The sequence below is a fragment of the Candidatus Methylomirabilota bacterium genome (genome assembly GCA_035936835.1).
Lineage (GTDB): Bacteria > Methylomirabilota > Methylomirabilia > Rokubacteriales > CSP1-6 > AR37.
This window is the reverse complement of the sequence record DASYVT010000047.1, coordinates 1-20222: the sequence shown is the minus strand read 5'-3', so window position 1 is coordinate 20222 and position 20222 is coordinate 1. Positions and strand designations below refer to the sequence as shown.

At 68.0% G+C, this 20222-nt stretch carries 19 protein-coding genes; 11 read left to right on the top strand and 8 right to left on the bottom strand.

What is annotated here, in order from left to right; all coding sequences use genetic code 11:
• Positions 1-21: 21 nt before the first annotated feature.
• A complete protein-coding gene (locus VGV06_04010) occupies positions 22-1818 on the top strand; it encodes an ABC-F family ATP-binding cassette domain-containing protein (protein ID HEV2054323.1) in 1797 nt (598 codons plus the stop codon).
• A 19-nt stretch (positions 1819-1837) separates the two neighbouring features.
• Here VGV06_04010 and VGV06_04005 read toward each other — a convergent pair whose 3' ends face one another.
• The 4 genes from VGV06_04005 to VGV06_03990 all read right to left on the bottom strand — a co-directional run bounded on the left by VGV06_04005 (position 1838) and on the right by VGV06_03990 (position 6176).
• On the bottom strand, positions 1838-2710 hold the full coding sequence (locus tag VGV06_04005; protein ID HEV2054322.1) for an RNA methyltransferase: 873 nt from the start codon (positions 2708-2710) through the stop codon (positions 1838-1840).
• Positions 2707-3441 (bottom strand): thioredoxin family protein, encoded by a 735-nt coding sequence (locus tag VGV06_04000; GenBank protein ID HEV2054321.1) that lies wholly within the window; start codon positions 3439-3441, stop codon positions 2707-2709. Before VGV06_04000 ends, VGV06_04005 begins: the two co-directional genes overlap by 4 nt.
• Before the next feature lie 99 nt (positions 3442-3540).
• Entirely contained in the window at positions 3541-5721 is a 2181-nt protein-coding gene (locus tag VGV06_03995; GenBank protein HEV2054320.1) for a molybdopterin cofactor-binding domain-containing protein, read from the bottom strand.
• A 2-nt stretch (positions 5722-5723) separates the two neighbouring features.
• Positions 5724-6176 carry a (2Fe-2S)-binding protein gene (locus VGV06_03990; GenBank protein HEV2054319.1) on the bottom strand — a complete coding sequence of 151 codons (453 nt, stop codon included), beginning with the start codon at positions 6174-6176 and terminating at the stop codon, positions 5724-5726.
• A gap of 173 nt (positions 6177-6349) precedes the next feature.
• On the opposite strand from VGV06_03990, the gene wecB reads away from it, so the two are divergent.
• From wecB to VGV06_03970, 4 genes are read left to right on the top strand one after another with little or no spacing between them, the layout of a single operon-like run.
• On the top strand, positions 6350-7498 hold the full coding sequence (wecB, locus tag VGV06_03985; protein HEV2054318.1) for a UDP-N-acetylglucosamine 2-epimerase (non-hydrolyzing): 1149 nt from the start codon (positions 6350-6352) through the stop codon (positions 7496-7498).
• Between the two features lie 34 nt (positions 7499-7532).
• On the top strand, positions 7533-8264 hold the full coding sequence (locus VGV06_03980; protein HEV2054317.1) for a glycosyltransferase: 732 nt from the start codon (positions 7533-7535) through the stop codon (positions 8262-8264).
• A 15-nt stretch (positions 8265-8279) separates the two neighbouring features.
• On the top strand, positions 8280-8930 hold the full coding sequence (locus VGV06_03975) for a class I SAM-dependent methyltransferase (GenBank protein HEV2054316.1): 651 nt from the start codon (positions 8280-8282) through the stop codon (positions 8928-8930).
• 2 nt (positions 8931-8932) lie between these two features.
• Positions 8933-10558 carry a hypothetical protein gene (locus VGV06_03970; GenBank protein ID HEV2054315.1) on the top strand — a complete coding sequence of 542 codons (1626 nt, stop codon included), beginning with the start codon at positions 8933-8935 and terminating at the stop codon, positions 10556-10558.
• Positions 10559-10581: 23 nt separating this feature from the next.
• On the opposite strand, the gene VGV06_03965 is transcribed toward VGV06_03970, so the two are convergent.
• The gene (locus VGV06_03965) at positions 10582-12165 is read right to left on the bottom strand and encodes a 4-coumarate--CoA ligase family protein (protein HEV2054314.1); all 1584 of its coding nucleotides are present in this window, start codon (positions 12163-12165) and stop codon (positions 10582-10584) included.
• 196 nt (positions 12166-12361) lie between these two features.
• Here VGV06_03965 and VGV06_03960 point away from each other — a divergent pair, with 196 nt between their 5' ends.
• The 6 genes from VGV06_03960 to VGV06_03935 are packed head-to-tail and all read left to right on the top strand — an operon-like array spanning position 12362 to position 18022.
• On the top strand, positions 12362-13948 hold the full coding sequence (locus VGV06_03960; protein HEV2054313.1) for an ABC transporter substrate-binding protein: 1587 nt from the start codon (positions 12362-12364) through the stop codon (positions 13946-13948).
• Positions 13949-13956: 8 nt separating this feature from the next.
• Complete coding sequence (locus VGV06_03955) at positions 13957-14877, top strand: ABC transporter permease (protein HEV2054312.1); 921 nt, start codon at positions 13957-13959, stop codon at positions 14875-14877.
• Positions 14867-15766, top strand: coding sequence for an ABC transporter permease (locus VGV06_03950; GenBank protein ID HEV2054311.1), 900 nt, complete (start codon positions 14867-14869; stop codon positions 15764-15766). The genes VGV06_03955 and VGV06_03950 overlap by 11 nt, the downstream gene beginning before the upstream one ends.
• 3 nt (positions 15767-15769) lie before the next feature.
• On the top strand, positions 15770-16744 hold the full coding sequence (locus VGV06_03945; protein ID HEV2054310.1) for an ABC transporter ATP-binding protein: 975 nt from the start codon (positions 15770-15772) through the stop codon (positions 16742-16744).
• A 10-nt stretch (positions 16745-16754) separates the two neighbouring features.
• Positions 16755-17747 carry an oligopeptide/dipeptide ABC transporter ATP-binding protein gene (locus VGV06_03940; protein HEV2054309.1) on the top strand — a complete coding sequence of 331 codons (993 nt, stop codon included), beginning with the start codon at positions 16755-16757 and terminating at the stop codon, positions 17745-17747.
• Positions 17744-18022, top strand: a complete 279-nt coding sequence (locus tag VGV06_03935) for a hypothetical protein (GenBank protein ID HEV2054308.1) — start codon at positions 17744-17746, stop codon at positions 18020-18022. The genes VGV06_03940 and VGV06_03935 overlap by 4 nt, the downstream gene beginning before the upstream one ends.
• A gap of 17 nt (positions 18023-18039) precedes the next feature.
• Here the strand turns inward: VGV06_03935 and VGV06_03930 are convergent, their stop codons facing one another.
• From VGV06_03930 to VGV06_03920, 3 genes are all read right to left on the bottom strand, one after another.
• Positions 18040-19248: an amidohydrolase/deacetylase family metallohydrolase gene (locus VGV06_03930; GenBank protein HEV2054307.1), complete on the bottom strand. Its 1209-nt coding sequence runs from the start codon at positions 19246-19248 to the stop codon at positions 18040-18042.
• Positions 19249-19380: 132 nt separating this feature from the next.
• The gene (locus VGV06_03925; protein ID HEV2054306.1) at positions 19381-19524 is read right to left on the bottom strand and encodes a hypothetical protein; all 144 of its coding nucleotides are present in this window, start codon (positions 19522-19524) and stop codon (positions 19381-19383) included.
• Positions 19525-19529: 5 nt separating this feature from the next.
• Positions 19530-20222, bottom strand: a 693-nt coding sequence (locus tag VGV06_03920) for a hypothetical protein (GenBank protein HEV2054305.1), incomplete at its 5' end; no start/stop codon positions are given.

Genomic DNA, 20222 nt, shown 5'->3' with positions numbered 1-20222 from the left:
AAGAAGAAGAAGTAGCGCCGGATGACCCGGTCGCTGCTCCTCAGCTGTGAGGCGGTCAGCAAGGCCTACGGGACCCGGTCGCTCTTCGAAGAGCTGTCATTCGGGCTCTTCGAAGGCGACCAGGCCGGTCTCGTGGGTCCCAATGGCTCAGGCAAGTCCACTCTCCTCAAGATCCTGGCGGGGCTGGAGCCGGCCGACCGCGGCACGCGCTCCGTGCGCGGCGGCGTGCGCGTCGGCTACGTGCCCCAGGACCCGGTCCTTCCGCCGGGCGTCACCGTCGAGGAAGTCATCGCCGAGGCCCTGACAGGAGTGGACGAGGGCGAGCGGCCGGGCCGCATCGCGCAGGCACTGGGCCGCGCCGGCTTCGCCGACGGGCGCGCGGAGGTCGACGCGCTGTCCGGCGGCTGGAAGAAGCGCCTCGCGATCGCGCGCGCGTTGGCTGCCACCCCCGACGTGCTGCTGATGGACGAGCCCACCAACCACCTCGACGTGGAAGGCATCCTCTGGCTCGAGGGCGTCCTCGCCGAGCGGGTCCGCGCCGTCGTCGTCGTCAGCCACGACCGGTACTTCCTGGAGCATGTAGCCACGCGCATGCTGGAGCTGAACCGCGCCTATCCTGCCGGCCTCTTCCAGACAGATGGGCGGTACAGCGACTTTCTCGCCCGCCGGGACGACTTTCTCCGCGGGCAGGCCGCCTATGAGGAATCGCTCGCCAACATCGTCCGGCGCGAGATCGAGTGGCTCCGCCGCGGCGCCAAGGCGCGCTCCACCAAGGCGAAGGGGCGCATCAAGGAGGCGGGCCGGCTCATCGCGGAGCTCGGCGACGTCCGGACGCGCGCCGCCGTCGGCACCCCGGGGATCGACATTACCTCCTCGCAGCGCCGGACCCGCCGGCTGATCGCCGTGCGCGGTCTGTCCAAATCGCTCGGGGGCCGCGAGCGTATCCGCGGCCTCGACCTCACGCTCACGCCCGGCACGCGCGTCGGCCTCATGGGCCCGAACGGCAGCGGCAAGACGACGCTGCTGAACCTGCTCGCGGGCACGCTTGCCCCGGATGCCGGCGTCATCGAGCGCGCCGACGGCCTCCGCCTCGTCCGCTTCGAGCAGCACAGGGCGGGCCTCGACCCCGCGCAATCGCTGCGCCGCGCGCTGGCGCCCGACGGCGACGCCGTCACCTGGAAGAGCCGGAGCGTCCACGTCGCCTCGTGGGCCAAGCGTTTTCTCTTCCGCCCCGAGCAGCTCGAAATGCCCGTCGGCCGCCTGTCGGGCGGCGAGCAGGCCCGGATCCTCATCGCCCGCGTGATGTGCGAGCCCGCCGACCTGCTGATCCTGGACGAACCGACGAACGACCTCGACATCCCGACGCTCGAGGTCCTCGAGGACAGCCTCGCGGAGTTCGACGGCGGCCTCGTGCTCGTCACCCACGACCGCTTCATGCTCGAACGCGTTTCCACCGTGATCCTGGCGCTCGACGGCGAGGGCGGCGCCGAGACCTACGCCGACTACGCGCAGTGGGAAGCCGCCAGCGCCGCGCGCTCGCCGTCGCAGCGCGCCCAGGCGGGCGCACCGGCCGCGCTGCCGTCGCGCCCGCGGACGAAGCGCCTCGGATACCTCGAGCTGCGCGAGTGGGACGGCATGGAGCGGGCCATCCTCGACGCGGAGACCGCGGCCGAGGTATGCCGCCAGGCTGCGGAGGACCCGGGCATCGCCGCCGACCCGGCGGCGCTACAGGCCCGCTACGCGGCGCTCGAGGCCGCTCGCGCCGAGGTCGCCCGGCTCTACACCCGCTGGGCGGAGCTGGAAGCCAAGCAGGCCTGACGTGGCCGGCGGCGCCCTCTCACTTTCGTCGCCTACGTGCGGCTGAGGCATTGGATTCGATCCGGCTCAGCCAGTGAAGCGCGACGGCTCCGGCGGCTGCCACGTTGAGCGAGTCCATCTCGGGCGCCATCGGGATGCGGACGTGCAGGTCAGCCGCCGCGAGGGCTTCCGCGCTGAGCCCGCGGCTTTCGGTGCCGAGGAGCAAGGCGAGCCGCGCGGGCAGCGGGCGCCCGGCGCCCAGCTCGCCCCCGTCGCCCAGCTCACCAATGTCCACGGCCTCCGCCCGGGGCGTCAGCGCCAACACCGTGTAGCCGGCGTCGCGCAGCCGCTCGAGGTCCCGCGGCCAGTCGGCAAGCCGCGCGAAGGGCAGGGCCACGGTCGCGCCCGACGAAACGCGGATGGCCTTGCGGTAGAGCGGGTCGGCGGTGCCGGGGGCAAGGAATACGGCGCCCACGCCGAAGGCCAGCGCATTGCGGAAGAGCGCGCCGACATTGCTCGAGTCGCCAAGCCCCTCCAGGACGACGAGCCGCTCGCTCCGCGTCTCGGCGAGGACGGCTTCCGCCGTGGGCTCGGCGCCGCGCTCGCCGGCGGCGAGACAGCCGTGATGGAACTCCATGCCCACCACGGCCTCCACAACCTCCTGACGAAGCAGGTAGGTCGGGACCCCCGCGGCGCCGAGCGCCTCTCCGAGCGCGTGGAGCGCGGGCGGCGTCACCAGCGCGGAGCGCACGCGGTAGCGGCCCGCGCTGAGAAGGCGGCGCACCACCTGGCGCCCCTCGGCGATGAAGGTGCCGTCGCGCCGCCGCCGCTCCGCGTCGCGGATCTCGCGGTAGTCGGCGAGGCGCGGATCCTCGGGGTCCTCGATGGTCTCGACGCTCGGCGCGCCGCTCACTTCTCCCCAGCCACCAGCCTCTCGTGCAGCGCGCTGATGATTTCCCCGATCGCCGCGGACGCCCACAGGTCGAAGAAGGGCGATGCCTGCAGGGCCGCGAACTCCCGCATGCCGCGCTCCTTCGTCTGGGCCTCCGTCTCGCCGGGTCGCGCCGACTGCTGGCTGCCGCGGATGCGGTCCTTGTCGTAGATGGCCGGATACTCGATGTAGCGGCAGAGCTCCTGGAAATCCTTCGTGTAGACCACCGCGACCGGCACCGACGCCCACTCCCCGCCGTTCTTCTTGTTCGTGAACTCGAGCATGAGGTCGTGGTTCCCGTCGGGGGCGGCGGCGGGATCAGGACGCCGGGTCGCCAGGACCTTCTTTCCGTCGCGGTTGAAAATGCGCAGCTCCATCCCGCCCGCCTCGGCGAGCCGCGCCAGAACGGGCACGTCGCGGCGGCAATCCGACGACCAGTCTTCGGAGATCACGAGGATCTTCGCCGGCCCGTTGGGCTGCGCGACAAGCCACTTGATGGCGGCCGCCTGCTCGTCGCTGAGGCGCGCCTTGGCATAGCGCTCGCGGAACACCGCGCTGTTGTCCTTGCGCGGCGCGCCGCGGGCTCCGCCGTCGGGGAAATAGCTGCCAAAAGCCTCGCGGGCGAGATTCTCGGCGCTGCCCGCGTACCTGACGTACTCGTCGAAGGTCATTCCCTTGGCGAACCGCTCGGCGGTGACGACGCTCTTGGCCACGCTCTCCTCCTTGGAGGACCCATCACGCGGTGAATCGGCAAGGAAACCGACGGCGGCCGGCCGACATGGTTCGCCGGCCGGCCGCCGTGTGAGAGACCGCTACGCCTTGTCGCTGATCGCCTTCAGCACGCGCTCGGGCAGGAGCGGCACGCTGCGAACGCGCGCCCCCGTCGCGGCGAAGATCGCGTTGGAGAGCGCGGGCGCGATGGTCGTCACGCCGGGCTCGCCGACGCCGGTTGGGTACTCCGCGCTCTGCACTACGTTCACCTCGACGACGTCGGGCACCTCGTTCATGCGGAGGACCTGGTAATCGTGGAAGTTGCTCTGGACGAGGGCGCCGTTGGCGACGGTGCCGCGTTCTTTGAGCGCGTTGCTTAGGCCGAAGAGGAGCGAGCCCTCGACCTGGGACCGGACGCCGTCCGGGTTCACGACGATGCCGCAGTCCACCGCGCAGATGATCTTCTCGACGCGCACCCTGCCCGTCGCCGGATCCACGCGCGCCTGCACGACCGACGCCGTCCAGGTCGGCGTCTTCTTCTCCTGCGCTGAGACACACGCGAGCCCGCGGCCAACGTTCGGCGGCAGCGGGGTGCCCCAGCCGGCGCGCTGGGCGGCGATCCGGAGCACGTTGGCCAGGCGCGGCTGGTCCCCCAGCATCGACAGGCGGAAGGCCAGCGGGTCGGTCTTCGACAGGCTCGCCAGCTCGTCGATGAACGTCTCGACGGCGAAGAACGTGTAATTCGGCGCGACGGCGCGCACATAGCCGACGGAGATGCCGGTCTCGGTGCGGATCGCGCGAACGGACTGGTTGGGGATCGAGTACACGTGGTCGGCCCCGTTGAGAGCGAAGTCGTCGAGCCCCTGCTTGTTGACGAAGTCCGGGCCCCAGCGGGTCCCAGGATGCGAGGCGACGATGACGTTGTCCCACGCGGTGATCTTGCCCGAGGCGTCGAGGCCCCCGCGGAGCGTCTGGAGTGTCGCGGAGCGATAGAAGTCGCGGCGGAGGTCCTCCTCGCGCGAGCGGATCAGCTTGACCGGCCGTCCCGCCTCGCGCGCGATGATCGCCGCCTCGAGGATGATGTCGGCGTCGAGACGCCGGCCGAAGCCGCCCCCCAGGTAGTGCTGGTGGATCCGGATGTTCTTCTGATCCGTCTTGAGCACGGCGGCCAGCGTGCCCATGGCCAGCGTCTGGAACTGGCTGCCGGTGTAGAGATCGTAGACGCCGCCCTCGAACCGCGCGACGCAGTTCATGGGCTCGAGCTGCATGTGGGCAACGTAGTCAGTCGTGTACGTCGCCTCGTACACGCGCGCGGCGCCGGCGAGACCCGCCTTGACGTCGCCGGCCTTGCTCCACTCGATGGCGCCCGCGCCATCCTTGGCCTTCGCGGCGAAGTCCCTGAAGATCGACTCGGTGCTGACCCCGGTGTTCGGCCCCGGGGCCCAGGTGATCTTGAGCGCGTCGCGCGCCTTCACCGCCGACTCGTAGGAGGTCGCGACGACGGCTACGAGCTGGTCGTTGACGATGGTCTTGACCCAGCCCTTCACCTTCCTGGCCTGTGAGTCGTCGACGGCGGTGTGCTTGCCGCCCTCCCGCGTCGGCGGGTAGGCGGTCTTGGCGTAGACCATGTTTGCGACGAACGCGTCGATGCCGAACTTCGCCCGGCCGTTCGTCTTCTCCGGAATGTCGAGGCGCTGCGTCCACTGGCCGACGACCCTGTACTCGCTCGGCTTCTTGAGCGTGATCTTCTTCAGGTCGTCCTCGGAGAACTTCTTCGTGATCGGCGCCTTGGCGACGATGTCGCCGTAGGAGATCGAGCGCCCGGTGGGGAGGTGGCGCACCACGCTGCGCGACGCCGCGCACTCCTCTGCCGGAGCCTTCCAGTACTGCGCGGCCGCGTCCACCAGCGCCATGCGCGCCGCGGCGCCCGCGCGCGAGAGCGTGTCGAACGTCCAGTTGACGCTCCAGCTCCCGCCCGTGATCATCAGGCCGTACTTCGGGTCGCTGGTCGGGTAGTCGACGCGGATGTCCTTCCAGTCCGCCTCGAGCTCCTCGGCGACGATCTGCGCGAGCGCGGTCCCGACGCCCTGCCCCATCTCGGCCTTGGTGATGTGGACGGTGACCAGCCCGTCCGGCCTGATCGTCATCGACGCGTTCGGCTCGAACGCCGACGCTCCCGATGCGAGACCCAGGCCGTCGCCGAAGGTGAACCAGAGGGTCATGCCCACTCCCGTCGCGGCGCTGGTCTTCAGAAAGTCCCGGCGGTTCAGCTCGGTGGTCATGGCTATGCCCCCTGCGCGGCGCGCTTGATCGCGCGCTTGATGCGCACGTACGTGGCGCAACGGCAGATGTTGCCCGACATGGCCGCCACAATCTCGTCGTCGGTCGGCTTGGGGTTCTTCGCCAGGAGCGAGGCCGCCTGCATGATCTGCCCCGACTGGCAGTACCCGCACTGCGGCACCTGCTCGGCGATCCAGGCGAGCTGCAGCGGGTGCTTGCCCTCGGGGTGCAGTCCTTCGATCGTCGTGATCTTCTTGCCCTCGGCCGTCGAGACGGGCGTCTGGCACGAGCGCACCGCGGTGCCGTCGAGGTGCACGGTACACGCGCCGCACTGCGCCATGCCGCAGCCGAACTTCGTGCCGGTGAGCTTGAGGTGTTCCCGGATCACCCAGAGCAGCGGCGTATCAGGTGGGACGTCGACGGTTCGGGACTTGCCGTTGATGAGCAGCTTGGCCATGTGCCCGCTCCTTCCGCTGTGGATCGGCGTTGACCCCGTGCGAAGGCTGGGGAGAAGTGTGCGTGACTCTAAGACCGGCTCCAGGCGGTGTCAAGGGCGATCTGCGGCGAGGATTTAGGCCTTGACTCGCCGTTCGTTTCCGCTGTATTCGAGACGCAGCGTGCCGAAACACAATGCGTAAGCTCGTGCCGCTCCTGCTCTTCGGGACCCGGCCGGAAGCCATCAAGATGGCGCCGATCGTCCATGAGTGTCAGCGGCGGGCCGAAGACGTCGACACCGTCGTTTGTCTCTCCGGCCAACATCGGGAAATGCTCGACCAGGTCGTCGCATACTTTCAGATCCGGCCGACGTACGATCTTGACCTCATGCGACCGAACCAGACGCTGGCGGACCTGACGGCCCGCGGTCTCACCGCGATAGACGGGATCCTGGCCAAGACCAACCCGGACTGCGTGGTCGCGCAAGGCGACACGACGACCGTGCTCGCCGCCGCCCTCGCGGCTTTTTACCGACGCGTGCCCTTCGTCCACGTCGAGGCCGGCCTGCGGACCCAGAGCCTCGACGCGCCGTGGCCGGAGGAGATGAACCGCCGCGTGGCCAGCGTGGTGACGACGCTGCACTGCGCGCCGACCCCCCTCGCCGCCCGGCGCCTCCGCGAGGAAGGAATCGATCCTCGGATGATCCATGTCACCGGCAACCCGGTTATCGATGCTCTCCTCTGGACGGTCGAGCGCGAGCGCGGGAACCAGGAGCGCTGGGAGCAGGACTTCTCCTATCTCGGCAAGCGACGGATGGTGTTGATCACCGGCCACCGGCGGGAGAGCTTCGGCGAGGCGCTCCGGAGCATCTGCCGCGCGATCGCCGCGCTGAGCGACGCCTTCGAGGACGTGGAATTCGTCTACCCCGTTCACCTGAATCCGAAGGTCGATGGCGCGGTTCGAGAAGCGCTCGCGGGCCGGCCGCGCATCCACCTGATCCCGCCGGTGACGTATCCCGCTTTCGTGTGGCTAATGGGCCGCTCGACCTTGATCCTGACGGACTCCGGCGGCATTCAGGAAGAGGCGCCTTCGCTCCGGAAGCCGGTGCTGGTCATGCGCGATACGACGGAGCGCCCCGAAGCGGTCTCCGCAGGCGCGGCGGAGCTGGTCGGCACCTCCGAGGCGAAGATCGTCGAGCGCGTGACGGCGTTGCTGTCCGATCCGGCGGAATACGGTCGGCGCCAGATTGATTCGAATCCTTACGGCGACGGCCGGGCGGCGGGCCGGATCGTGGATCTCATGCTCGAACAACCGTGGCGCACTCGGGACCGCGCTGTTGCCTAACACCTCACCTCCCTGGCGGACGTCTCGAGCCCGGGTGATCGTGGTGCTCCCGGCCTACAACGAAGAGAAGAGCCTCGGTCTCCTCTTGCAGCGCCTCGACCAGTCGATGCACGAGGATGATCTCGAGTACGAGATCGTGGTCGTGGACGACGGCAGCACCGACGGCACCGCCCGGGTCGCACGCGAGTACGCGCAGCACGTGCCGGTGCGTCTCGAACGGCACGAAATCAACCGCGGGCTCGGGACGACCATCCGCGATGGATTGAAGACGGCCGTCTCCATCGCCGCCGATGACGACATCATCGTCGTCATGGACGCCGACAACACCCACACGCCCGGCCTCATCCGCAACATGATCCGGGTCGTCCGCGAAGGGGCCGACGTGGTGATCGCGTCGCGGTACCGGCCGGGATCGTACGTCCGGGGGGTGCCGTTCCATCGCAAGCTCCTGAGCCTCGCCGCCCGAGCCATCTTCCAGCTGGCCTTCCCGATCCGGGGTGTCCGGGACTACACGTGCGGCTATCGCGCCTATCGCGCGTCGGTGCTACGTGATGCCTTCCGGCGCTACGGCGACGACTTCGTCAACCAGGAAGGCTTTCAGTGCATGGTGGACATTCTCTTGAAGCTCCGAAAGCTGGACCTGATCTTCCGGGAGGTCCCGCTCATCCTGAGGTACGACCTCAAACAGGGCGCGAGCAAGATGAAGGTGCTGCGGACCATCGCCGGGTCGCTCGCGCTGATCGTCCACCGGCGAATCGCGCGCTGAGCCGCGCTCCAGACCATGGCACACGACGTCTTCGACGCCGACTACTTCAAGACGAAGTATCGCGACTACATCGCCCAGAATCCCCCGCGCCGTCTGCGCTTTTACGCCGACATGATCGAGAAGCACATGGCGCCGGGTGTCCCCCGGCGGATCCACGATATCGGCTGCGCATTCGGCCGCTTCCTCGGCTCGCTCGATCCCCGCTGGGAGATCTTCGGGACCGACGTGAGCGAATGGGCGGTGGCGGAAGCGGCCAAGAGCAACCCCCGGGGAGTCTTCAAGGTTGCCGCCGCGACGGACCGCGGAGTGTTCGGAGAGACGTTCGGCGTGGTGACGGCGTTCGATGTGATCGAGCACGTGCCAGATCCCGACGCGGTGGCGCGATCGGTGAAGGAGCAGTTGGTGGACGGCGGGTGCTTCGTCTTCGTCGTGCCGGTCTACGACGGGCTGAGCGGACCCGTGATCCGCGTGCTGGACCGTGACCCGACCCACATACACAAGTGGCCGAGGAAGCGGTGGCTCGAATGGGCCTCCGGCCACTTCGCGCTCACCGAGTGGAAGGGAATCCTGAGATACCTGCTCCCGATGAAGTACTACCTCCACATGACGACCCGCACCTTCAGGCACCACACGCCGGCCATCATCGTCCTCTGCCGGCAGCGCTAGTCGTGCCGGCGCGCTCCAGCCTGATCCGGCTGGCCTCTCCGCCGTCGCTGCTAGTGCTGGGCTTCTGCGCGGTGAACTGCGTCTACACGGCCATCGTCGCGTGGCGGATCCTTTACGGTGACTTGTACGCGGTGGTGCCGCCGTCGGTCGCCCGGCGTCTCGTCATCGGGGGCGTGAGTCTCAGCGGACCTCTCGCCATTGCCTACAACGCCTTCTTCGCTGTGGCGCCCCTCGTGCTTCTCCGAATCTCGGACTTCGGCGCGCTCGCGAGCGAAGCGGTCGCGATCATGCGTAAGCGGCTCCCTGGCGGGCGGGCTCTGTGGCCGCTGATCGCGGTCAGCCTGGTCATCGTGGTCGTGTACGTGGCGTCGTGGCCGGAAGCGATCCTGCCCTTCGAGGACGAGCGCGTTCGATGGTTCACTGACCAGGTCCCTCATGCCACACCTGTGGACCAGCCGCTGCTCGTCCGGGCGCACTACCTGGCCCGGCTGGTCGGCGACGTGCGGTATACGCTGCCGCTGCTCAACGCGCTCTTCCCCGTCGCGCTGCTCTGGGGTCTCGCGATCTACTTCGGCGGGCAGTCCGCCCTGCCCGTCAGCCTGGCGGCGCTGCTGGTGTTCACGAACCCCGTGCCTGTCCTCTATTCGACGGGGGCGGATGCGGAGATCCCCGCGGCGGTCTTCGGGCTCTTTGGCGTCCTTGCGGTCGGGCGCCAGCGGTGGAGCCTGGGATTCTTCCTACTCTGGTTCGGATTGCTCTTCAAGATCACCGGCCTCTACTATGCGGGCGCCGGCGCCGCCATGTTCCTCTGGTCCATGCGGCAGGAAAAGGTGGGCTGGCGGGAGCTGAAATCTTCCGTCGTCCTGTGCATGGTGGGACTCACGGTGCTGTACTACCTCAACTACGCGGTCTACGTGGTCCACCGCGGCGTGACGTACGTGGTTCACACGAGCGCGTACGGCTTCTTCACCACGCCCGCGACGGTGTTCGCCCATGACTTCGTCACCACGTACGCGGCAATCAGCATCCTGATCGCCCTCGCGTGGATCCTGGTCAGGGAGCGGCGCCCGTTCCTGATCTGCGTGCCCGTGCTCGTTTTCGCTCTCCGCTGCACCGCTCTCCCCGCCGGCGGCTACTACACGCTCTTCTTCATCCCCGTCATGGCCTGGCTGGTGTCAGAGCTCTTCGTCTGGGCGTTCACCGAGCGCACACGTGTGGCCGCGTGGCTGGTCCCGCTGGTGGTTGGTGCGGCCCTCGCGTTCCACGCCGAGAGCTTTGTCGAGAAGCGCGGGGCCTTCACGACCCCGCGTACGATGCAATGGAATGCGGTAGTCGGCGCGATCGACGCCGCGCTGCCGCCCGGCGGCGAAGTCTTCTATCGCAAAGTCTCGCCGAAGTACGACCTGATGAAGCGCGGCCGGCGAGACGCCACATTCATCTACACGACCGAGGATCCCGCTGAGACAGAGCGGATGCTGACGGCGCCCGGCGCGAAGGTCTATCTCGCTCCCGCCGACGACCTGGACGACGCGGCCCGCCGGAGACTCACCGCCAACGGGTTTCGGCCCCTCCTGAAGGATCTCGGCCCGGGGACCTCGAAGTTCGTCCTCTGGTCCAAGACCACCTAGGGACTGACGAAGGCTCGCCGCAGCTACCGCGTCTTGTCCCTGTCCATGAGCACCCGGCGCAAGATCTTGCCTGACGCGGACTTCGGGATCTGGTCGATGAACTCGAGGTGGCGGATGCGCTTGTGGGGGGCGACGCGCTCGGCCACCCAGCCCATGATGGCGTCGGCCGGGGTCGCGCGCGAGGCCTCGTCCGCCTTCAGCACGATGAAGGCCTTGGGCACTTCGCCCGCCTCCTCGTCGGCCTTCCGCACGACGGCCGCGTCCAGCACCGCGGGATGCGTTACCAGCAGCGCCTCGAGCTCGGCGGGGGCGACCTGGAGGCCCTTGTACTTGATGAGCTCCTTGGTCCTGTCCACGATGAAGAAGAACCCGTCGTCGTCCACGTAGCCGACGTCACCGGTGTGGTACCAGCCTTCGCGATCGAGACACGCGGCGGTCTCCCCGGGCTGGTTGAGGTAGCCCTTCATGATCTGCGGCCCGCGGATCAGTAGCTCGCCGTCCTTGCCCTGGGGCACTTCCTGCCCTGTCAAGATGTCGACGATCTTCACTTCCGTGTTCGGCACGACGCACCCGGCGGACCCCGGCTTCATCGGCGCATTCTTCGTCGGGCTCAGGTGGGTCACGGGGCTCGCCTCCGTCATGCCGTAGCCCTGGACCACGGGGCACTTGAGCTTGCGGCCGAGCTCGCGCGCCATCTCCTCGCCGAGCGGCGCCGCGCCCGAGAAGACCAGCCGGACGCTCGAGAGGTCGGACTGGGCGACGGCGGGGTGCTTGACCATCCCGAGCACGACCGGCGGGACCAGGGGCAGGATCGTCACCCGATATTTCTGGATGAGGCCAAGGAACTCCATGAGGTCGAAGCGCGGCATAACCACGATGGTGCCGCCGCCGGCAAGCCCCAGCATCATGATGACGACCATGCCGTAGATATGGAAGAAAGGCAGGAACGCGATCGTGACGTCGGCTTCGGCAAACCCTCCGAAGTTCTCCATGCCCTCGCACTGGCAGAGGTTCGCCACCAGGTTGCGGTGCGTCAGCATGACGCCCTTCGGGAGCCCGGTCGTCCCGCTCGAATACGGCAGGACGACGAGGTCTTCTCTTGGGTCGATGCGCACCGCCGGCGGCTCGTCGCCCGCCTGGAGGAGATCGGAGAAGGGCGTGGCGCCTTCCGCCGTGCCGAACACGAAGACCTCCTCGATCCCGCTCTTCTTCGCGGCCTCCTGCGCCTTGTCGAGGAAGGGCGGCACCGTCACCAGGAACCGGGCCCGCGAGTCCGCCAGCTGCTTCGCCAGCTCATCGGCCGTGTACAAGGGATTCGCCGTGGTGTTAATGCCTCCGACGGAGGCGACGGCGAGGAAGATCACCGCGTACTCGGGCAGGTTGGGGCTGTAGATCGCGAAGACGTCGCCCTTCTTGAACCCGCGCCGGCCAAGCCCGGCGGCCGCCCGCTTGACGCTCTCGGCGAGCTGGCGGTACGTCAGGGTGCGGCCGGTCGGCCCGTCGATCAGCGCCGGCTTGTCGCCGAGCCGGGCCGCGTGGCGCAGCACGTACTCGGTGATCGGAACGTCGGGAATGCGCACGTCGGGACTCTTGCTCTTCGAAATCATCAGGTTCTCCTTGCTCGCCTGTCCACGCGGTTGACCACAGGTGCCGATCCTGCCAGATCGCCCGGAACAGGTCAACGACAAGGGCTTGCCGTTCGGCCGCAGCCGGGGTAAGGTCGGGGCGGCGCGCGAGGTTCGGCACGCCCATTGCCCGTGGTTCATCGCCTGGGTCCACACGAGCCGACATGAGGAGCTATCCATGAACCGCATCAGCCGGATTGTCGCAGTGTCCCTCGTGTCCATGGCCCTCGCGAGCCTGGCCGTCGCCCCGCCGGGCTGGGCCCAGGCGAAGACCGACCTGACGGTCGCGCTGTCGAGCTTCTCCGCCGAGACACTCGACCCGGCGCTGCAGGGGCACAACGTCAAGTACTACCTCTCGCTCATGTTCGACTATCTCGTCGGCACGACGCTGGACGGCCAGCCGACGCAGCAGGGCGGTATCGCCTTGAAGTGGGAGAACTCGCCCGACTACAAGCGCTGGACGTTCCACCTCCGCAAGGGCGTGAAGTTCCACAACGGCGACGACGTCACCTCGGAGGACGTGAAGTTCAGCCTTCAGCGCGCGATGGGCAAGCGCTCGACGACGGGGTACGCCGGGCCCCTCCGCACCCTCATCCAGGACATCGAGACGCCGGCGCCCGACCGCGTGGTGATCGTCACCAAGGAGTCCACGCTGATCATCCCGACCTACCTGTCGCGCTCGCTGTCCACCGAGGGCATGGTGCTACCCAAGAAGTACATCGAGCAGGTCGGCGACGACGTCTTCGCCCGGAAGCCGGTGGGGAGCGGCCCCTACAAGTTCGTGGAGCAGGTGACGGGGTCGCACATCAAGATGGCCGCCGTGGACAGCCACTGGCGCATCGGGACGCCGAAGTACAAGACCGTCACCTTCAAGCTCGTGCCGGAGGAGACGACGCGGATCGCCCTCCTGCGGCGGGGCGAGGTGGACGTGTCCGACGTCAGCCGCGAGCGCGTCAAGGAGCTCGAGAAGGAGAACTTCCCGGTCCACTTCCGCAAGGAGGAGGCCATCCTCCATATGTGGTGGGTGCTCGGCCCAGACGGCCGGACGGAGCCCACGAAGGACAAGCGGGTCCGGGAGGCGATGAACATCGCCATCGACCGCGCTGAGATCGCCCAGTCCATCTTCGCCGGACGGGCCGAGCCGGCGTCCATCCCGATGGGCCTGTCGTGGTCATTCCGCGACATCGGCTTCAAGGTGACGCCGGAGATGGCGTACCAGTACGATCCGGCTCGCGCGAAGAAGCTCCTGGCCGAGGCCGGAGTAGCCTCCGGTTTTCCACTAGACGTCTACGCCTTCCAGCTCCCGGGCCTGCCCGAGGGCAAGGCCTTCGCCGAGGCCGTGTCCGGGTACTGGGAGAAGATCGGGATCAAGACCAAGCTCATCCCGGTGGACTACCCGGCCTTCCGCAAGCAATGGGTGGACCGCAAGAACCCGGGCTCGGTCGGCTACTACAACATCGCCAACCGTGACTGGATCGGCGCCTACGCGCTCCTGGAGAAACAGGCCTACACGCCGTCAAAGCTCAACGACACGGTCAACGACGCCGAGATCGACAGCATGATCGCGCAGGTCATGCGCCAGACCGACAAGGACAAGATCAATGCCCTGATGCGCAACATCTACACGCGGATGCGGAGCGAGCACTACGGCGTGCCGGTCGTGTACCTCCACTCGCCGTACGCCACCAGCAAGCGGCTCGGCAAATGGAACCCGGGCTCGGTCATGTACGACCTGTTCATCGACGAGCTGGCCTCGAGCAAGTAGCGGGCGAGTTGTTCCGCTTCGTCCTGTCCCGGCTGCTCCAGTCGCTGGTGGCCCTGGCCATTCTGTCGGTCGTGGTCTTCGTCCTGGCCAGGGCCACCGGCGACCCGCTCAGCCTCATTCTCCCCATGGGCGCCACCGAGGAGGACTACGCCAACGCCCGCCGCTACCTCGGCCTCGACCGGCCCTACGTCGAGCAGTACTTCTCGTTCGTGGGCAAGGCGGTCACGGGCGACTTCGGCATGTCGCTCCGGGCGCGCAAGCCGGTGATCGAGCTGATAGGCGAGCGGCTGCCCAACTCGCTGCGCCTCGCCGTGTTCGCCATGGGCGTCTCGCTCGCCATCGCCTTCCCCCTCGGCATAATGGCCGCGGTGAAGAAGGGCACCGGCCTCGACCGGGCGGCGCAGGTGATCGCGGTGCTCGGGCAGTCGCTGCCGACGTTCTGGGTGGCCATCGTCCTCGTCGAGTTCGTCGCGGGCCGGCTCCAGTGGCTGCCCGCCGGCGGCATCGAGGGCTTCACCAGCTACATCCTACCCGGCTTCACGCTCGGCTGGTTCGTCGTCGCGGGCATGATGCGCCTGCTCCGTTCGGCGATGCTCGAGGTGCTGGACTCGGAGTACGTCAAGCTCGCGCGCGTCAAGGGCGTGGTCGAGCATCGGGTCGTCTGGCTCCACGCGCTCAAGAACGCGCTCATCCCGGTGGTAACGTTCGCCGGCATCTACTTCGCGATCCTCGTCACCACCGCCATCGTCGTGGAGACGGTGTTCGCGTGGCCCGGCCTGGGCCGGCTCGCCTACGAGGGCATCAGCTCGCGGGACTTCCCGGTGATCCAGGCGGTGGTGCTGACCACCGCGGCCATCGTGGCCGTGGTGAACCTCGGCGTAGACTGCCTGTACGCCGTGATCGACCCTCGCATCCGCTATGCCCGCTGAGCCGGTGGTAGGTAGCGCGCTCGTCCTGTCGGAGGCCGAAATCCCGGTGCGGCCGGCGCCCCGCGACAGGAAGCTTCCGCTTATCCCGATCGGCATTATCGCCGTCTTCGTGCTGCTGGCCATCCTGGCTCCCCTGCTGAGCCCGGCCGACCCGCACGACCAATCGCTCCGGAATCGCTTCAAGCCGCCCGTCTGGCAGGAGGGCGGCAGCTGGAAGTACCCGCTCGGCACCGACCGGCTGGGCCGCGACATGCTCTCCCGGATCATCTGGGGCTCGCGCGTGTCGTTGGCGGCCGGCGTGCTCGCCGTCCTGCTGGCCAGCGCGTTCGGCGCGTCGGTGGGGCTCTGCGCGGGCTACTACGGCGGCCGCGTGGACGCCGCGCTCATGCGGATGACCGACGCCACGATGTCTTTCCCCGTCATCCTGCTCGCGCTGATCCTGGCGGTGACGGTGGGCCCGAGCTTCACCAACGTGGTCGTGGCCATCTCCGTGATCCTCTGGGCCCGCTACGCCCGCGTGATCCGCGGCCAGGTGTTGACGCTGATGCAGCTCGACTTCATCGCGCAGGCGCGCATCGCCGGCGCCGGGGCCTGGCGCATCATCACGCGGCATCTCTTCCCCAACACGCTCAACACGCTGGTCGTCCTCGTGACGCTGCAGATCGGGTACGTGATCATCCTGGAGGCGTCGCTGTCCTTCCTGGGCGCCGGCATCCCGCCGCCCACGCCGGCCTGGGGGTCGATGATCTCCGAGGGCCGCGAGTTCGTGACCAGCGCCTGGTGGGTGTCGATGTTCCCGGGGCTCGCCATCATGCTCGTGGTGCTTGCCTTCAACCTGCTCGGGGACTGGCTGCGCGACACCTTCGACCCGAAGCTCCGCCAGCTCTGACCTGTGTCACGCCCGGTCATCCAGGTTCGAGACCTCCGCACGCATCTGGTCACCCGGTGGGGGACCGTCAAGGCCGTGGACGGCGTCTCGTTCTCGGTGGCGGAGCGCGAGACCCTCGGGCTGGTCGGCGAGTCGGGCTCGGGCAAGAGCATGACCTGCCTCAGCATGATCCGGCTCGTGCCGCGGCAGGCCGCGCGCATCCTGGGCGGATCGGTCCTCCTCGACGGGGAGGAGCTGCTGACCAAGAGCGAGCGGGAGATGCAGCAAATCCGCGGCCGCAAGATCGCGATGATCCTGCAGGACCCGATGAGCTCGCTCAACCCGGTGTTCTCGATCGGGATGCAGGTCCGCGAGCCGGTCACGATGTACCACGGGCTGCGCGGGCGGTCCCTCACCGAGCGCGCTACGGAGCTGCTCGCCTCGGTGCGCATCCCCTCGCCCGCGGCGCGGCTCCGCGCATTTCCCCACCAGCTCTCCGGCGGCATGCGCCAGCGGGTGGTGGGGGCCATGGCTATCGCCGCGCCGCCTCGCCTGCTGATCGCCGACGAGCCGACGACCAGCCTCGATCTCACCATCCAGGCCCAGTACCTCGCCCTCCTGAAAGAGCTCCAAGACCGGCACGGCCTGGCGATGATCTTTATCACCCACAACCTTGGCATCGTCTCGCGGATCTGCGATCGCGTGGCGGTGATGTACGCCGGGCGGATCGTCGAGACGGGGCCGGTGCGGCAGATCTTCACGGCGCCCGCGCATCCCTACACGCAGGCGCTCCTCGAATCGATCCCGCGGCTCGGCGCCAAGCGTGACCGGCTCATCGCCATCGACGGCCAGCCGCCGGATCTGGCGACGCTCCCGGCCGGGTGCAGCTTCGCGCCCCGCTGCCCTCACGTGATGGAGCGGTGCCGCGTCGAGGCGCCCCCGGAGTTCACGGCGGGGCCGTCGCAGGTGAGCCGCTGTTGGCTCCATGCCCCGGCCTGAGGGCAGGGCCATGACCAAGGGGTCGCCCCTCCTCGAGGCCTCCGGGCTCACCAAGCACTTTCCGGTGCGCCAAGGGGTGTTCGGCTGGTCGATGGGCTTGGTGCGGGCCGTCGACTCCGTCTCGTTCAGCATCGAGGCGGGCGCCACGCTCGGGCTGGTCGGCGAGTCCGGGTGCGGCAAGACCACCACGTCCAAGCTGGTCCTTGGTCTCGAGCGACCGACCGCCGGCACGATCCGCTTCGAGGGCGAGGACGTCCTGGACCGGGACGCCGGAGCGGAGCGTCATTACCGCAGATCCGTCCAGGCGGTGTTCCAGGATCCGTATGCCTCGCTCGATCCGCGCATGCGCGTCGGCTCCATTATCGCCGAGCCGCTGGTGATCAACGACCACCCGGCGCCGGTCGAGCGCCGCCGCCGGGTGCAGGAGCTCCTGGACCTGGTCGGTCTGCCCGAGCGCTCGGCCGACCTCTTCCCGCACGAGTTCTCGGGCGGCCAGCGCCAGCGCATCGCCGTCGCCCGGGCTCTCGCGCTGTCGCCGAGGCTCATCGTGCTCGACGAGCCGGTGTCCGCGCTCGACGTCTCCATTCGCGCGCAGATCCTGAACCTCCTACGCGACATCCAGACGCGCCTGGGCGTCTCGTACCTCTTCATCGCCCACGATCTCGCCGCCGTCGCGCACATGAGTCACACCATCGCGGTGATGTACCTGGGCAAGATCGTGGAGCTGGGCGAGGCGACGGAGGTCGCGCTCGAGCCCAAGCACCCGTACACGAAGGCGCTCTTCGCGGCGGCGCTGCCGATCGACCTCGACAGGCCAGCTGAGGAGGTGGTCCTCTCAGGCGAGGTGCCGAGCCCGCTTGATCCCCCGAGCGGCTGCCGGTTCCACCCGCGCTGTCCCTTCGTGATGCCCCATTGCGCGAACGAGGAACCGCCGCTCAAGCCCGAGGGGAAGCGTCTCGTCGCCTGTCATCTCTATTCCGAAACGAGGCGGGCGGGAACGTGAGGCTCTTGATCGTCGATGGCCTGATCGTCGTTGCCGCCGTGCTGGGCTGGCGGGCGATCCGTCACCTCGCGTACGTCCTCCGCGACACCGGCGCGGATGACAGCAGCGCCCGGCTCATCCGCGGCATCCGGGCGCTGATCATGGCGGCCGCGAGCGTCGCGTTCGCGCTCGGCATCCTCTACAGATCGCGAGGAACGATGCTCATCGCAGCCGTCATCCTTGGCGAGGAGCTGTACGAGACCGGGATCCTCCTGTTCCTCCTGCGGCGCCGCTGACCTCTGAGACTCCTTGGCTAGCAGCAGCCCCCGGCGATGGCGCCGTTCGGCAACACGCGATCGGGCTCCCAGCCCCACGGGCGCGGTCCGAAATCGGGCGCGAAGACTGCGCCCTGCTTCACCGTGAGATGCGGCAGGAAGGCGCGCTCGACGCGCAGGCCGGAGCCGAGAATGTCGTAGACCATCCAGTCGCCCTGCCGGAGCTCGAGGACCGAGACGTCGGCCTGGCGTCCAACCTCGAGACGGCCCAGCCGATCCTCGACGCCGATGGCCTTCGCGGGGTTCGTGGTCGACATCGCCACCACCTGCGGCAACGTGAAGCCCAGGCCGAGGAAGCGCGTCATGATCTCGGTCATGCTGTGCACCGTCTGGAGACGCCCGGGCACGGTCAGGTCGGTGCTGATGCAGTGCGGAAGGAGGCCCTGGTCGATGATGCGGCGGCCGACATCGAAGCTGAAGTTCATCCGGCCGTGCGCGGTGTCGAACCAGACGCCGCGGTCGGCGGCCTCGCGCGCCTCGGGCACGAGCTTGCCGTTGGCGTCGAGGACGCCGCCGGGGTTCGGCGTGAAGTAGTGGGTCAGGATGTCGCCCGGCTCGAGCAGTGAGAGCAGCGGGTGAATCACCTTCGGATCGTAGCGCTTCGTCGTGTCCCCGATGTGGACCATCAGCTTGATGCCGGCTTCGCGAGCCGCCCGCTTGGCCAGCTTTGGCATCTCCATGCCCATGATCTCGAGCGCGGGCGACACCATGCGCGCCTTGATCCCGCGGATGAGCCCCTTGTGCTGGCTGGCCACCCGCACCGTGTCGTCGAGGTCCACGCTGCTCTCGGCGATGATGTCCGGGTTCGTGGCGAGACCCGTCTGGCAGATATGGAGGAACGGCACGATCTCGGTGTGACAGCGCGGGATGATGTGGCGCGGGAAGGCGTCGAAGGTGGCCGCCCCCGCGCTCCCAGCGTCCACGATGGTGGTGACGCCGGCGTAGACACCGGCCAGATCGGGATTGACCCCGGTGCGGTTGACACCCTCGAACACGTGGGCGTGGCAATCGATCAGCCCGGGGGTGACGAGCTTGCCCCCGACCTCGATCACCCGCGCCGCCTCGCCGGCGGCGATGCCCGCGGCGATGCGCGCGATCTTCCCATTCTCGATCGCCACGTCGAGGACGCCGTCGAGCCCGCTCGCCGCGTCGACGACCGTGCCGCCCTTCAGCAAAAGATCGTACATGTCTGTCCTCTCGGGAATGTGTCCCGCCGACGTCACGCTCGGGTGGGCATGTTGGATCGCAAGACCTGACCCCACAAGCAACAAGACCGGCGCAGGAAGAAACGCCGGCCTTGTGCGTGAGCGACAGGATCGTTAGGCTTTTGCCGCCTGCTTCTCCTTCTCTTCGGCACTCTCCCGGACAGGGGGAATTACCCTCACACGCCCTGTCTTCAGATCTTCCTGACGGGCCACCTGTGCCTGCTGGAGGCGCTCAAGATCTTCATCGACGTTACGCATGTCAGCTACCCCCTATCCGCAAGTCTACGCCCCCCGGGGTGGTGGAGCAATTTTCCTGGGTGCCAGAGTATCTCTTGAACAGGCGCTGTCTTCAAGACCATCAGGTCTATCGGGCCCCCGCAAAGCGGCTCACCAGGTAAGAACCGTTCCATCTGAACCTGGGTCGACGCAAGAAAGTACGCGAAGTCCATTGCGTCCTGGATGGGCATCACCCCTACGGAGAGCGGCTCGATCGGCTTGAGTATCTTGAGCTGTCCAAGCGTCTGCTGCAATGCCTCGATTCCCACGGGCTGATCCCCAACCTTGAGTTCGTCGGCCAACGCGGTCACCAGCCTGAAGTCGTAGCCGTACAACAGCGTAAAGACATTCCGGTACGATCCCTCGAAATAGACCGGGTTATCGATCCGCCCGACAGTGGTGTCCTGCCCACGATAAGCGATGCGCCAAACAATCGGCTCGCTGGAGGACGGTGACACTGCTGCCAGCATGAGCACCGTGTCTGGCCAGCGTTCGACCTGCACGTCCGCCCAATAAGCATTTCGCATCTTCGCCATGCCTTCCGCAAAACCACGAATCGCCTCGTCATGCTTCTGAGCATCAGAATGGCCAGGCACGACACTCGAGGCAATGTAGTCCATGAACGAGATGCGACCAAGGCTCGCACTCCCGGTGACCACGACCATCGCGGTGTTCGACTG

Bases quoted from the DNA above. Each gene is read 5' to 3' on its own strand.
- VGV06_04010 (HEV2054323.1), top strand. From the start codon at position 22: ATGACCCGGTCGCTGCTCCTCAGCTGTGAGGCGGTCAGCAAGGCCTAC.
- VGV06_03995 (HEV2054320.1), bottom strand. From the start codon at position 5,721: ATGACCACCGAGCTGAACCGCCGGGACTTTCTGAAGACCAGCGCCGCG.
- VGV06_03990 (HEV2054319.1), bottom strand. From the start codon at position 6,176: ATGGCCAAGCTGCTCATCAACGGCAAGTCCCGAACCGTCGACGTCCCA.
- wecB (HEV2054318.1), top strand. From the start codon at position 6,350: ATGCGTAAGCTCGTGCCGCTCCTGCTCTTCGGGACCCGGCCGGAAGCC.
- VGV06_03975 (HEV2054316.1), top strand. From the start codon at position 8,280: ATGGCACACGACGTCTTCGACGCCGACTACTTCAAGACGAAGTATCGC.
- VGV06_03965 (HEV2054314.1), bottom strand. From the start codon at position 12,165: ATGATTTCGAAGAGCAAGAGTCCCGACGTGCGCATTCCCGACGTTCCG.
- VGV06_03960 (HEV2054313.1), top strand. From the start codon at position 12,362: ATGAACCGCATCAGCCGGATTGTCGCAGTGTCCCTCGTGTCCATGGCC.
- VGV06_03950 (HEV2054311.1), top strand. From the start codon at position 14,867: ATGCCCGCTGAGCCGGTGGTAGGTAGCGCGCTCGTCCTGTCGGAGGCC.
- VGV06_03940 (HEV2054309.1), top strand. From the start codon at position 16,755: ATGACCAAGGGGTCGCCCCTCCTCGAGGCCTCCGGGCTCACCAAGCAC.
- VGV06_03930 (HEV2054307.1), bottom strand. From the start codon at position 19,248: ATGTACGATCTTTTGCTGAAGGGCGGCACGGTCGTCGACGCGGCGAGC.
- VGV06_03925 (HEV2054306.1), bottom strand. From the start codon at position 19,524: ATGCGTAACGTCGATGAAGATCTTGAGCGCCTCCAGCAGGCACAGGTG.